The sequence below is a fragment of the Actinoallomurus sp. CA-150999 genome (genome assembly GCF_050942425.1).
GTDB lineage: Bacteria > Actinomycetota > Actinomycetes > Streptosporangiales > Streptosporangiaceae > Actinoallomurus.
Genome location: NZ_CP192063.1, coordinates 11,558,170 through 11,571,806, shown reverse-complemented (window position 1 = coordinate 11,571,806; position 13,637 = coordinate 11,558,170). Strand labels below are relative to the sequence as shown.

General features: G+C 72.6%; 6 protein-coding genes. 2 read left to right on the top strand and 4 right to left on the bottom strand.

The window, feature by feature from the left end; all coding sequences use genetic code 11:
• Position 1: 1 nt before the first annotated feature.
• Genes ACQP2O_RS53590 through ACQP2O_RS53575 form a run of 4 tightly spaced genes read right to left on the bottom strand, consistent with a single transcriptional unit; the run spans position 2 to position 5,209 of the window.
• The gene (locus ACQP2O_RS53590) at positions 2-364 is read right to left on the bottom strand and encodes an acyl carrier protein (protein ID WP_433178266.1); all 363 of its coding nucleotides are present in this window, start codon (positions 362-364) and stop codon (positions 2-4) included.
• A gap of 45 nt (positions 365-409) precedes the next feature.
• The gene (locus ACQP2O_RS53585; RefSeq protein WP_433178264.1) at positions 410-2,374 is read right to left on the bottom strand and encodes an AMP-binding protein; all 1,965 of its coding nucleotides are present in this window, start codon (positions 2,372-2,374) and stop codon (positions 410-412) included.
• Positions 2,375-2,387: 13 nt separating this feature from the next.
• Positions 2,388-3,611, bottom strand: coding sequence for a glycosyltransferase (locus ACQP2O_RS53580; protein WP_433178262.1), 1,224 nt, complete (start codon positions 3,609-3,611; stop codon positions 2,388-2,390).
• 5 nt (positions 3,612-3,616) lie between these two features.
• Entirely contained in the window at positions 3,617-5,209 is a 1,593-nt protein-coding gene (locus tag ACQP2O_RS53575; protein WP_433178260.1) for an MFS transporter, read from the bottom strand.
• A 199-nt stretch (positions 5,210-5,408) separates the two neighbouring features.
• Here ACQP2O_RS53575 and ACQP2O_RS53570 point away from each other — a divergent pair, with 199 nt between their 5' ends.
• On the top strand, positions 5,409-12,305 hold the full coding sequence (locus ACQP2O_RS53570) for an SDR family NAD(P)-dependent oxidoreductase (RefSeq protein WP_433178258.1): 6,897 nt from the start codon (positions 5,409-5,411) through the stop codon (positions 12,303-12,305).
• A 3-nt stretch (positions 12,306-12,308) separates the two neighbouring features.
• Positions 12,309-13,622: a crotonyl-CoA carboxylase/reductase gene (gene ccrA, locus ACQP2O_RS53565; RefSeq protein ID WP_433178256.1), complete on the top strand. Its 1,314-nt coding sequence runs from the start codon at positions 12,309-12,311 to the stop codon at positions 13,620-13,622.
• Positions 13,623-13,637 lie beyond the last annotated feature (15 nt).

Genomic DNA, 13,637 nt, shown 5'->3' with positions numbered 1-13,637 from the left:
GTCAGGCCGGGAGGTCGGCTGGGGTGGGTTGGTCGGGAACAACGCGGGTCGGTTGGTCGGGAAAGGCCGGGAGGTCGGCCGGGGTCGGTTGGTCGGGAAAAGCAGGGTCGGGGGCGGGCCGGTCGCCGACGCGTTCGGTCAGGTGGGCGGCGAGGGCGTCGATGGTCGGGTGGGTCCAGGCGAGAGTCGGCTCGACGTCCAGGTCGTACTCCGCCTCGATGTCGCCGCACAGGCTCATCGCGTACACCGAGTCCATGCCGTACTCGGCGAGCATGGCCGACGGGTCGATGTCTCCGGGGGAGCGTTCGAGGTACTCGGCGACGCGCTGCGTGAGCCAGTCGCGGATCAGCGTTTCGCTGGGCAAGGGGGCCTCCGTAGGGGGTGGTGCACCGGGTGAGGGGAGCCCGGTCTATCTGCCGGCGAGGGCGCGGAGCTCGGGTTCGAGCTCGGCGTGCAAGGGGCTGAGGTCGCCCGCCAGGAACATCTCGCGCATCCGCCGCCGCTGGATCTTGCCGCTGGTGGTCTTGCCGACGCCGCCCCGCTGGACGAGGACGACGTTCATCGAGGGCAGGCCGAAGGCTCTCGCCAGCTCACCTTTGATCTTCCTGGCGAGGCCTTCGTACGTGAGGTCGCCCAGGTCCTTGGGGCGTACCTCCTGGACGAGTACGACGTGCTCGCGCCCGTTCTCGACGCCGAACGCGGCGGCGGCCCGCGCGGCGGGGTGGACGTCCCGGCTCGCCTCTTCCACATCCTGTGGATAGATGTTCCGGCCGTTGACGATGATCAGATCCTTCAGGCGGCCGGTGACGTACAACTGACCGTCGTGGAGGAAGCCGAGGTCGCCGGTGCGCAGGAACGGCCCCTCCCCGGTGGACAGGTGCGCCTGGAAGGTCTCTTCGCTCGCCTCGGCGCGCTGCCAGTACTTCAGCGCGACGCTGCCGCCCGCGACCCAGATCTCGCCGATCCGGCCGTCGGGCAGCGGCGCGGCCGACTCGGGCTGGACGATCCGTACGGTCAGGTCGATCGGCCGACCGCAGGCGACCAGCTCCACGTAGTCTCCTTCCCGACCGACCTGCTCTCCCCGACCAACCGACCCCGACCGACCTCCCGGCCCCGACTGACCTGCCAGTCCTTCCGGACCAACCGACCCTGACCGGCCTCCTGGTCCTTCCGGATCAATCGACCCCGGCCGACTTCCCGGTCCTTCCGGACCAATCGACCCCGCCTGACCTCCGGGTCCTTCCGGGCCAACCCGCCCGCGTCGTTCCCGACCAACCCACCCCGGCCGACCTCCCGGTGCCGACGGCTCGGCGCGGTCCTGCTCCAGTGCGGCCGCGTCGAAGCGGCCGATGACCGGTCCGCACCCGCGTTCGGTGCCGGTGACGAGTAGCGTCGACTCGGCCATGCCGTAGCCGGGCGCCCAGACCTCCCGGCGGAACCCGAGGGCGCCGAACCGCTGGACGACCTTCTCCAGCGTCGCCGTACGGACGGGCTCGGCGCCGTTGAGCGCCCAGGCGAGCGAGGACAGGTCCAGGCCGTCGAGCTGGTCGTCCTTGACCCCGCGAACCAGCCACTCGTAGGCGAAGTTCGGCGCGACGGTGTACCCGGCCCGGTAGCGGCTGATCATCCGCAGCCACAGCACCGGCTTCATCACGAACGACACGGGCGAGGTGAAGGCCAGGCTGCCGCCCGCGTACAGCGGCTGGAGGAGCAGCCCGATCAGCCCCATGTCGTGGTAGTGCGGCAGCCAGCCCGCGCCGATCCCGTTCTCGGGGCGGCCGAGCACCGTGTAGATCTGCGCCGAGTTGTGCAGCAGGTTCCCGTGGGAGAGCAGCACGCCGCGTGGCTCGCTGGTCGAGCCGGAGGTGTACTGCAGGTACGCAGGCGTGTCCGGCTCCAGCTCCGGCATCTTCCACGTGTCCGCGTCGGGGAGCTCGATGGCATCGGTGGCGACGCACTCCACCCGGCCGTCGAGGCCGGCGTCGCGCAGCCATGCGGCGAGCAGCGGCGCGTTCGCGTTGTCCGTGAGCACCATCCGGATGTCGGCGTCCTTGATGATGCCCTCCGCGCGTTCGAGTGCGCGCGGATCGGTCGACGGCAGCGGTGACGGCACCGCGATCACCTGCGAATACAGGCAGCCGAGGAACATCCGGAGGAACTCCAGCCCCGCCGGGTAGAGCAGCAGCGCCGCCTCCCCGTCCAGCCCGGCGCGGCCGAGCCACGCACCGGCCGACCGCGCGCGGCGGTCGAGGTCCGCGAACGTCGCCCGCTCGACCTCGACCAGGTCGCCCTTGTGATCGTCGACGAACACGTACCAACGCTCGTCTCCGAAGCGCGCGACCTGGGCGCGCAGGTGGTGCACGAAGCTCGTCATCGACCGTCCCCGTTCATGTGGTGAGTCCCCCGTCCAGCGCGTCACAGGCACGGCCAACGCCGTCCTCCGCCGCGATGCGTCGGCCGATCAGCGCCGCCCGGTGGCGCATCGCGCCGTCGCGCACGGTGGTGGTGATCCGTTCGGCCAGCGTTCCCGGCCCGAGCCGTTTGATCGGCAGCGGCGGTGGCCCGGCCCCGATCGCCGCCACCCGGTCGCCCCAGAACGGCTGGTCGCCGAAGAACGGGCAGATGACGGCGGGGATCCCGGCGCGCAGGGCGGCGGCGGTGGTGCCCGCGCCGCCGTGGTGCACGACCGCGAGCGTCTGCGGGAAGAGCCACGAGTGCGGCACGTCGCGTACGACGAGGATGTCGTCGTCCACGTCCTCCCCGAAGGCGACGATCCCCCGGACGCCGGCGACGCGCAGCGCCGCCCGTATCGTCCGGAAGGCCGCCTCGGGGTCGCGGGGCACCATGCTGCCGAAGCCGACGTAGACCGGGGGCGGACCGGAGGCGAGGAAGTCCGTGAGCCGCGGGTCCGGGGTCCAGGAGGGCTCGTCGAGGAACCAGTAGCCGGTGACGTGCACGGACGGCGGCCAGTCCGGTGGCCGCGGCACGACGGCCTCGCTGAAGCAGGCCAGCACCGGGACGTCCCGGATGCTTCGCATCGGGCCGCGCAGGGAGAGCTTCGGCAGGCCGAGCGCGTCCCGGCGCCACGGGTCGACGATGGGCCGGCCCAGCTGCCAGGCGATCTGGTCGACGAGGTGGAAGCTCAGCCGCTCGGCCCCGAACGCCCGGCGCACGAGCGGGTGCGGGAACGCGCTCGTCGGATGGCTGGGCTGAAAGTGGATCAGCGCCTCGTCGACGTGCAGGTACTCGGCGAGGTGATGCCCGACGAATCCCAGCGTCGGGCAGAGCAGCAGGTCGGCGTCCTTGGAAGCGGACCGGATCTCCTCGAGGAGCATCTCGGCCATCGGCCGGATGAGCCGCTTGAACCCGCTGACGAACCGCACCGGGTTGCGGCCGCCCAGCAGCCACTCCCGTACCTCGTCGGTCTCCAGGAGCCGCGCCGGGTCGACGGACAGGACGGCCGTGTCGAGTCCCGCGGCCAGCGACTCGTGGCCGGCGGCGATGATCAGCCGTACGGTGTTTCCGCGCGCGGCGAGTCCCCGGGCGAGCGCGACGCAGGGCTGGACGTCCCCCCGGGAACCGGCCGCCAGTATGACGATGGTGCGCGCCACCGCGGTCACCCAGTGCTCTCGGCGGGCGGCGCCCAGGTGAGCAGCGGAGGCCTTTCCGGGGTGTCGCTGGTCTCGGCGGCGGGCGGTGTCCGGGTCAGCAGCGGCGGCTCCGGCGCGGCGAGTGCGGCGGGTGCGGTCGGCGTGGCGGGGACGGCCTCCTCAGGCGGCGACCAGGTGAGCAGTGGCGGCGGTTCCGGCGTGACGCGAGTGCCCGCGGTCTCGCTCCATTGGGGCCGGGCGTGCCGGGCGCGGGGCTTCTTTGGCGGCAGCGAGACGAGGGCGATCAGCGCGCCGAGGCAGACCAGTCCGGCACCGTACAGCAGGCCGATCGAGGTCGCGTGCTGGAACGCGGCGGCGTGCGTCGCCCCCGAGGCCACCTCGGAATCCTGCCGCGCCGCGATGATCAGGCCGATGACGGCGATGCCGAACGCCCCGGAGACCTCCCGCCCGACGCTGAGGATTCCGCCCGCGACGCCGTGGCGCTCGTCCGGGATCGAGCCCAGAACGTACGCGGTGAGCGGCATGTTCAGCGCCGAGCCGACGCCGATCAGGGCGACGCCGGGCAGCAGGTCGGTGTAGCCGTCGCCGGGGCGCAGCAGCGCGAACGCCGTCATCCCGACGGCCATGAGCAGCAGTCCCCAGGCGATCGTGGACCGGGCGCCGAGCTTCCGGCCGACCCAGAACGACACCGGGGTCAGGAGGGCGATCACCACGGCCGGCGGCAGGAACACCGAGCCGGTCTTGGTCGGGGAGAACCGCAGCACCTCCTGCAGGAACAGCGAGGCGTAGAAGAGCACGCCGTTGAAGCCGACGCCCCACAGGATCTGCACGGCGACGCCGCCCGCGAACGCCCGGCTCCGGAAGAACACCACGTCGATCATCGGCGTGGCGGCCCACCGCTCGACGACGATCAGCGCCACGAGCCCCACGGCGGCCAACGTGAACGCGCCGATCACCAGGCCGCTGCCCCACCCATGCGCGGAGACCTCGCTGAGCGCGTACGTGACGGCGAACAGCGTCGTGCCGGAGGCGAGCATGCCGGGCAGGTCGACGCCCTGCGCCGTGGTGTCCCGCGACTCCGGGATGACCAGGAGGCCCAGCAGGACGACCAGCACGCCGGGCGCGAGGTTGATGAGGAAGATCCAGTTCCATGCCCAGTGCTGGGCGATGTACCCACCGGCCACCGGGCCGAGGGCGAGGGCCAGCGCGGCGGAACCGACCCAGACGACGGTGCCGGTCGCCTGCTCGCGTTCGGTACGGCCGACGGTGACGAGTGCGAGCCCGGCCGGGATGACGAGTGCGCCGCCGGCGCCCTGGACGACCCGGGCGGCGATCAGCGTCTCGGCGGTCTGCGCCAGCCCGGCGAGCCCCGACGCCGTCGTGAAGATCGTCAGACCGATCAGGAAGATCTTCTTGCGGCCGTACACGTCCGCCATCCGGCCGCCGGCGAGCATCACGCTGGCGAAGATCACGATGTACGAGGTGGCGACCCACTCCAGCGTGGACAGGGAAATGCGCAGGTCACGCTGGATCGACGGCAGCGCGACGTTCACGACCGTGTTGTCCAGCGTGGTCATGAACCCGGCGACCGCGATCACAGTGAGCGTCCATCCATGTCGCGCGCGGGTCATTCGCCCTATAACGCCATATTCGCCACCAGGAGTCTTGTCATCGGCGTGATAAGCCCCGTGGGAGAAAAGTGGCCTATGTGCGCATCGATACGCATGCCGGATAAGACACGGTGTTCACTCCTCAGCGTCTTTTCCCGTGTGACCGTGTGTAATGGGGGTAGCACAAATGGCGGCTACCGAGCCGGGCGAAGCCGGCCCCCGCCGACTCGAAAAGTCGGCGATTCGCCGGTTTCTCATCGACGCCGTGGCGACTCGATGCCGGATACCCTCTTCCGAAGTCGACCCGGACCAGCCGCTCGACGAGTTCGGCCTGACCTCGCGCGATGCGGTCGCCATCGCCGGTGAACTCGAACGCCTCATCGGCGCACGGCTGCCCGCCACCCTCGTTTACGAACATCCGACCATCGCGCGGCTCACCGATGTCATCGCCCACGGTGAATTCGCCGCTCCGGACGGTGATTTCGCTAATCGGCCAGAATCGGCCACAACCGATTCCGGCGAACCCATTGCGGTGGTAGGAATAGGCTGTCGTTTCCCCGGCGGTGTGTCCGGACCGGCGGCGTACTGGCGATTTCTCCTCGACCGCGGCGACGCGATCCGCGAGGTCCCCGACGGACGCTGGGACGCCTTCGACGACGGCTCACTCGAGGACGTCACCCGGCTCGGCGGATTCCTCGACGACATCGCCGGCTTCGACTCGCGGTTCTTCGGCATCACGCCCGACGAGGCCGACGTCATGGACCCGCAGCAGCGGCTCCTCCTCGAGGTCGCCTGGGAGGCCTTCCAGCACGCGGGCGTCGCGCCCCCGAGCCTGCGCGGCAGCCGCACCGGGGTGTTCGTCGGCGTCTCCGCCCCCGAGTACGGCTACGTCACCGGGACCGCGCCGCTACGGCCCTGGACCGCGACCGGCGCCGCGCTGAGCATCGTCGCGAACCGCCTGTCCTACCTCCTCGACCTGCGCGGCCCATCGATGATCGTCGACACGGCCTGCTCGTCGTCGCTGGTCGCGACCCACCTGGCCGTACGATCCCTGCACGAGGGAGAGAGCGACCTCGCCGTCGCCGGCGGCGTCAACGTCCTGCTCTCCCCGCTGATCACCAAGACGTTCGACCTAGGGGGCGCGACCGCCCCGGACGGCCACTGCAAGCCGTTCGACGCGTCCGGGGACGGCATGGTCCGCGCCGAGGGCTGCGGCGTCATCATCCTGAAGCGACTGTCGGACGCGCGGCGCGACGGCGACCGCGTACTGGCACTGATCCGCGGCTCGGCGGTCAACTCCGACGGCCGCTCCAACGGCCTGATCGCCCCGAACGCCGAGGCCCAGGCCGCGGTCGTCCGCTCGGCGTACGCGGGCCTCCCCCGGCCCGACTACGTCGAGGCACACGGCACCGGCACGTTCCTCGGCGACCCGATCGAGGCCCGCGCCCTCGGCACCGCCCTACGCGCCCTGAACACGGCCGGCCTGAGCCGAAATGATTCAGGCGCGCCAGGCCGGAAAGGGAACCGCCCAGGCAGGAACGGCCCGGAGACGTACGACCTGGGCGGGGGTGTCCGGGAGGCGGGCGGCCGACCGGTCGTGATCGGGTCGGTCAAGTCCAATCTCGGGCACATGGAGGCCGCCGCCGGTGTCGCCGGGCTGATCAAGGTCGTCCTCGCGCTGGCTCACCGGCGGATTCCGCCGAGCCTGCACTACCGCGAGCCGAACCCGCACATCGACTTTCCGGAGCTCGGGCTGGCGGTCGCCGCGGAGGAGACGCCGTGGCCCGAGACCGGCCGACCCGCCGTCGCCGGCGTTTCCGGCTTCGGATTCGGCGGCACGAACGCGCACGTCGTCCTCGAAGAGGCCCCCGTGGCGGAGGACCGGCCACGCCCCCGCCGCGAGCCGGCCGTGCACACCCTCCTGCTCTCCGACGTCGAGGCCGACCGGATCGGCCCGTACGCCGCACGCCTCGCCGACTGGCTCGACGCCGCGCCCGATTCGGCCCTGCCGGACGTCGCCCACACACTGAGCCGCCGCTTCGGGCGGGGCCGCGCGGCCGCCGCCGTCGTCGGCCGCGACCGCGCGACGCTCGCCGAGGCGCTCCGCGCTCCGCGCGTCAGCGGCATCACGATCGGCCGGGACGCCCGGCCGGTCTGGGTGTTCTCCGGGTACGGCGCGCAACGGCCCGGCATGGGCCGGCGTCTCCTGGCCGAGGAACAGGCGTTCGCCGCCGCCATCGACGCGCTCGACGGGCCGTTCGCGGCGGAGGCCGGCTTCTCGCTGTGGGACACGCTGGAGAGCGGCGAACGGGTCACCGGCGTGTACCGCACGATGACGACGCTGTTCGGCCTGCAGGTCGGGCTGGCCGCGCTGCTGCGCTCGTACGGCGCCGAGCCCGGCGCGGCGATCGGCCATTCGATGGGCGAGGTCGCCGCGGCGGTCGCCGCCAGGGCGCTGTCCCTCGCCGACGGCGTCAAGGTGATCAGTACTCGGGCGCGCCTGCTCGACGGCATCGCCGAGACGGGCGGCGGGGCGATGCTCGTCCTAGGCTGCTCGGCCATCGACGCCCTCGGTTTCGTACGGGACGGTGCCGAAGTGCATGTCGCGGTCCGCTCGTCGCCGCAGCAGACCGTCCTGACCGGCGACGCCGACGAACTCGCCCGGGTCGCCGACCGCGCCACCGACGAGGGCCTGCTGGCCCGGCTCGTCCAGGCGGAGGGCGCCGGGCACTCGCCCGCCGTCGACCCGATCCTCGACCCACTGCGCGCCGAACTCACGCACGTCCGCGGCGGCGCGGCCGACGTGCAGTTCTACTCCACCGTGCTGGAGGACCCGCGCGAGGCCCCCGCGTTCGACGGCGACTACTGGGCCGCCAACGCCCGCCGGACCGTACGCCTGGCCGACGCGGTCGCCGCCGCCGCCGAGGACGGCTTCACGACGTTCGTCGAGGTGAACGCCCATCCCCTGCTCGCCCAGGCGATCGCGGAGACCGCCGACGGCGCACTCGTCGTCCCGACGCTGCGCCGCCCGCCCCGGCGCTCCGGCCGGCCAGAGGCGGACGACACGGTCACCTTCCACGAAGCGCTCGCCACGCTGACCGTCCACGGCCACCTGCCCGCCCCCACGCCGCCGGGCCGCGTCGTCGACGTACCCGTCCCGGCGTGGGAACACCGCCATCACTGGATCGACGTCCCGCCACGCGGCGCGGCCGGACAGCATCCCCTGCTCGGCGCGCACGTCGAACTGCCCGGCGAGGACCGGCACGTCTGGAGCGCCGACGTCGGCACGGCCACGTCGCCGTGGGTGGACCGGCCGTTCGGGCAACCGCTCCTGCCCACCGCCGCGTACGCCGAGATCGCGCTGGCCGCGGGAGCCACGGCCCTGGGACCGGACGTGACCGTCACCGGGCTGCGCCTGGACCGGTTCCTGCCGCTCGAGGAGCACACGACCGTGACCACGTCCCTCACGGTCACCGACGACGAGACGGCCGTCATCGACGTGCACGCGCGCACCGCGGCGGGCACCTGGACCCGCCTGGCCTCCGCCACCGTCACACCCGTCGGCGGCCCCTTGTCCGACGCCCCTCCCGCCGGTGACATTCCGGCCAACGGCTCGTCGGCCAGCGGCTCCTTGGCCAGTGGTGCGTCGGCCAGTGGTGTGTCAGCCAGCGGCTCCTTGGTCAGCGGTGTATCGGTCAGCGGTGCGTCGGCCAGAGACTCGTCAGTCAATGGGCCGTCGGTCAGCGGCGCATCGGTCGACGACACCGGCGTAGACGCCGAGGTCGAGATCGGACCGGCCGAGGAGGGCAACCGTCACTTCCGGCTCCATCCTGAGGTGTTCGGCCGCTGCCTGGCCGCGCTCGCCGACCTGCTGGACGGCGGGGCTTCCGCCACGGACCCGGCCCGGCCCGCCTGGCTGCCGGAGTCGATCGGCGCCGTGCGGGTGTACGGACCGACGAGGAATGGGGGCCGCTGCCTGGTCCAGCTCACCTCGACCAGCGACGGCCGGACCGCCGACCTCCGCCTGGTCGGGGAGGCGGGACGGATCCTGCTCGAGGCCACCGACATCCACCTGCGCCCGTACGGACGCACCGAGCTAGCCGTACCGCTGAGCACGAAACTGGCCGAGGTCGTCTGGGAGCCCACCGAAACGCCACCGGCGGCGGACGGCGATCGGGACGCCGACCCACCGCGCCCCAAAGCGTCACCGGCGGCGGAGGGTGACCTGTTCGCGGACGTCGTGGTGCTGGCCACCCTCGGGGATCCGGTCGCGGGGGAATTGCCCGCAGCATCGGTCCACGAGATCGCCGACTGGGCTGACGCCGAGGGGGCCGCCCGCGACCTCCTGGCTGCGCAGGTCGTGGTCCTCCTGCCCGGCGATCTGACGGGTGAGCGGCTGGTGCTCGCCGTGTCCGGTCTGGTCCGCGGGCTGACGAGCGGGTCCGCGCCGCCCCGTCTGTGGCTGGTCACCCGGGGCGCGCTCCGCCCGGCGGGCACGGGCGCGGGCGAGCCGGGGCAGGCGTTCATCGGTGCGATGGTGCGGGTGCTCGGGTTCGAGACGCCGGCTCTGCGCGCCACCCACCTGGACCTCGACGCCACCGGGCCGGTGAGCGTGGCCGTCGCGCAGATCGCCGCCGAGCTGCGCGCCCGCCCGGCCGACACCGAGATCGCCCGGCGGGATGGCGCCCGGTACGTCGCGCGGCTCGCCGCCGCCGGCCTCGGCGACCATGACCAGAAGCCGGCGAGTGCGGGCCGGACCGCCGGGCACCGGCCGCGCCCGGTCGTCCGGCGGGGAGCCGCGTACGTGATCAGCGGCGGGTACGGCGGCCTGGGCCTGGTCACGGCCCGGCTGCTGGCCGAGCGTGGCGCGGGACGGATCGTGCTGTCCGGGCGGAGCGGCCCGCCGCCCGATGCGGAGAAGGCCATCAGCGAGCTGCGCGAGAGTGGCGTCGAGGTCGAGGTGGTCCTCGGCGACATCGCGGTACCCGGCGTGGCCGAGCGGATGGTCGCCGCTGCCGGGGACCGGCTGCGCGGCGTCGTCCACGCCGCCGGTGGACTCGCCGACCGGATCTTCACCGACATCGACGCGGCAGACCTGCGCCGCGTCTGGGCGCCGAAGGTCGACGGCGCGTACCGGCTGTACGAGGCAGCGCGTGGGCACGACCTCGACTGGTGGGTCGCCTACTCCTCTGCCGCGGCCCTGCTCGGCTCCCCGGGTCAGGGCGCGTACGCCGCCGCCAACGCCGCGGTCGACGCCTTCACCGGATTCCTCCGGGAGCAGGGCGTGCCCGCCGTCACGATCAACTGGGGCACCTGGTCCCAGGTCGGCGGCGCGGCGAACCTGACCGGCGGCACCGTGAGCGGCATCGACCCGATCACCCCGGAGGAGGGCGCGGAGGCCTTCGAAGTGCTGCTCGCCCACGACCGGGCGGCCACCGGCGTGCTCCGTTTCGACCCGCGCCAGGCGGTGACCGTGTTCCCCGAACTCGGCCGGATGCCGTACTTCTCGGCGCTGGTCGGCACGCTCCCAGAGCTCGCGGACGACTGGCCCGGCCCGGAGGCGTTGCGCGCCCTCGAACCCGTCGCAGCCCGCACGCTGGTCTGCGACCGGGTCGCCGAGCGGGTTGCCACCGTCCTCGGATTCCGCCCCGACCCGGCGCAGTCCCTGACCGACCTCGGCCTGGACTCGCTCGTGGCGGTCCGCATCAAGAGCGCGCTGGAACACGACTTCGGGCTCACGGTGCCCGCGACGGTGCTGCTTCAGGGCGGCAGTGTCGAGGTGCTGACCACCTGGGCGCTCACCGAGCTCGGCCTCGCCGACCCCGAGCCGGGCGAGGCACCAGGCGGCCGGACGCCCGGCGCCGCATCCCACCCCAAAAGCAAAACCTCTGGCGCCGCATCTCGCATCGAAGGGAGGATTCCCGGCGCCGCGTCTCGCCCCGACGGCAGGACTCCCGACGGCGCGTCCCGCCCCAACGGCACGACCCCCGGTGCCGCGCGCCGCTCCGAAGACCGGGCGTCCCGTGCCGCGCGCGGCCGCCCGGAAGACGGGGTGTACGTCGACGCCCGGGACGCCTCCGAGCGGCTCGTCGTCCGCGTCTTCGAACGGGTCCTCGGCGCCGACGGTGTTTCGGCCACCGACGATTTCTTCGCCCTCGGCGGGTGTGAGGACCAGGCGCGTACCGTCCTGGAGATCCTCGAGCTCGAGGTGGGTCGTCCGATCGACCACGCGGAGCTGTTCGCCCAGCCGACGGTCGAACACCTCGCCTCGGTGATCCGGAAGGGCGAGGAGGAGGCCGCGCGCCGCATCATCCGGTCTCTCAGCCCGGCGACACGCGGACGGCCGTTCTTCTGTGCGCATCCGGCGGGCGGGACGACCGGTGTGTACCGGCAGCTGGCCACGCTCGTCGGCGGTCCGTTCCTCGGGCTGGAGCGCTTCGCCGACGCGCCCAGCGTCGAGGAGCGTGCCGCCCGCTACGCCGCGCTGATCCGGGAGGCACAGCCGCAGGGCCCGTACCGGCTCGGCGGGTGGTCGTTCGGCGGTGTGGTGGCGTACGAGACCGCCCGGATCCTCGGCGACGTCGAACTCCTGGCGCTGATCGACGCGGGGATCCCCCGGCAGGTCGACGATACGGCGGAGGCCGCCGCCCGCCGGTACGCCGACTTCGTCGCCTACCTCAACCAGACCTACGACCTGGGCGTGGCGCTCGGCGTGGAGGAGCTGCGTCCGCTCGACGAGGACGCGCAGCTCGCCCTGGTGATGGAGCGCGCCGCGCCGCTCATGGAGGCGCTGCCGCCCGCGATCCTGCACCACCAGCTCACCTCGCACGAGGACACACGGTCGCTGGAGGCGTACCGGCCGGAGCCGTACGACGGGCGCGTGGTCCTCTACCGCGCGACCGAGCCGACGCCCTGGACCGTACGGGACGCCCGGTACGAGCTCGACGAGACCAACGGCTTCGGCGACCTGTGCCCGCGTCTGGAGGTCGTCCCGATCCGGGGCGCGCACCACCTGAACCTGCTCGATCCACCTGCCGTCCACGCCCTCGCCGGCCATCTGGGGGCGCTCCTCACTGGGAGGTAATCCATGTCCGATCTGCTCGAAGCGGTCCGCGCGGGCGCCGGGCCCGCCGATCTGCTCTCCTGCGAGCTGCCGACGCGGTTCCGCGCCGCGCACACGCTCAAGGACGAGGTGGGCATCTTCGACGGCGAGACGGACAAGGACGTCCGGCGCTCCATCCACGTCGGCGAGGTGGAGATGCCCGAACCGGCGCCGGACGAGGCCGTCGTCGCGGTGATGGCCGCGGCGATCAACTACAACACGATCTGGTCGGCGATCTTCGAGCCGATCCCGACCTTCGCGTTCCTGGAGAAGCTCGGCCGTACGGGCCCGTGGGGAGCGCGGCACGACCAGCCGTACCACGTCCTCGGCTCCGACGCCGCCGGCGTCGTCGTCCGGACCGGTGACGGCGTGCACAACTACAAGGTCGGGGACCGGGTCGTGGTCCACGCCGGCGTCGTGGACCACCAGCACCCCGCCAGCCAGGAGGACAGCATCTCCAGCCCCGCCCTCGCCTGGGGTTTCGAGAACAACTACGGCGCGTTCGGCGAGTTCACCGTCGTCAAGGCCAACCAGCTGATCCGCAAGCCCGCGCATCTGACCTGGGAGGAGGCGGCGGCGAACACGCTGTGCGCGGCGACGGCGTACCGGATGCTCGTCGGCGCCCACGGCGCCCGCATGAAGCAGGGCGACGTCGTCCTGGTGTGGGGCGGTACGGGGGGACTCGGCTCGTACGCCGTGCAGCTCGTCAAGAACGGCGGCGGCGTCCCGGTCGCCGTGGTCGGCTCCGAGGAGAAGGCCGAGCTGGTCCGGCGGCAGGGCTGCGACCACGTCATCAACCGCACCGAGCTGGAGCTCGGCGAGGAGGGGCTGCGCAGCCCGAAGGCGTGGCGGCGGCTCGGCGAGCGGATCCGCGCACTCTCCGGGGAGGACCCGCACATCGTGTTCGAGTACCTGGGCGCGGAGACGTTCGGGGCGTCGGTGTACGTCGCCCGGCGCGGCGGCAAGATCGTCACGTGTGGTTCGTCGACGGGCTACCGGCATGAGTACGACAACCGGTTCCTGTGGATGAACATCAAGAGCATCGTCGGTAGCCACGGGTTCAACTACCACGAGGCCGTCGAGACCAACCGCCTGATCGGCCTGGGCATGATCCACCCGACCCTGTCCAGCGTCTACAGCCTGGACGAGGCGGGCGAGGCGACCCGCGCGGTGCAGACCAACCAGCACATCGGCAAGGTCGGCCTGCTCGTCGGCGCGGAGAAGGAGGGACTCGGCGTCGAGGACCCGGCCCTGCGCGAGCGCATCGGCGAGGACAGGCTCACCCTCTACCGCCGCTGAGATAATCGCCGCCGA